Source organism: Paenibacillus agaridevorans, assembly GCF_003112455.1.
GTDB classification, from domain to species: domain Bacteria; phylum Bacillota; class Bacilli; order Paenibacillales; family Paenibacillaceae; genus Pristimantibacillus; species Pristimantibacillus agaridevorans.
This window is the reverse complement of the sequence record NZ_BDQX01000321.1, coordinates 1-732: the sequence shown is the minus strand read 5'-3', so window position 1 is coordinate 732 and position 732 is coordinate 1. Positions and strand designations below refer to the sequence as shown.

At 50.7% G+C, this 732-nt stretch carries 1 protein-coding gene; it reads right to left on the bottom strand.

All coding sequences use genetic code 11. The annotated features are described in order from the left end of the window. Positions 1-732 (bottom strand): putative collagen-binding domain-containing protein (locus tag PAT3040_RS25735; RefSeq protein ID WP_146200554.1); only part of this gene is annotated, 732 nt, incomplete at both ends.

Genomic DNA, 732 nt, shown 5'->3' with positions numbered 1-732 from the left:
AGGTGTTGTTTGGAGCAAATACCGGCAGCATCTGTTGATTGCCAAGGAATTCGTTTCCGCCATCAATAACGGTCAGACTTTGCGCTTTGGCTGGAGGGGCTGCCTTATCTTGCCTGGTAATGATAACCGTTTTGAAAGCCGACAGTTGGCCGTTAACGTTCTGTGTCGCCGTCACTCGGACAACTCCGTTTTTCAAGGCAGTCAATAAGCCATTTTGATCAATCGTCGCCGCATCCGTGGAAGTGCCATCCACATTACTCACTTCCCAATCCACCGATGCGGCTGTATGCTCCACATTTACGGCAGCCGACAGCTGCAGCGTACCATGCTGCACATTAATCGTTGTGGATTGATTCGCACTGGATACAACTAACTTCGGCGCAAGCGCAGATTGGTCTGATCTGACCAAGAGCACCCAGTCCAGGCTGTCGGGTTTTGCCGGGATCGCCCATTGTCCGTTAACCGGCGTTACCTGCTCCGATATCAACGTGTATTCGCCCGTTCTTGTGTTGTACCACTCCGCTTTGTACACCGTACTTGCCATCTGTTCAAGCGTACCCGTTACTGTATTAGGCTCGGCGAAATAAGCGATATACGTTTTGTTGCCATCACGCAACAGATAGGAATCATCCTTCCCCGTGAAATCGGCATAGGTCGTATCCCGGAATGCAGGCGTTAGCTTCCACCACTGCAAGCTTTCATAGAAGTTCTTGAAATGCGTCATCTGTGAGC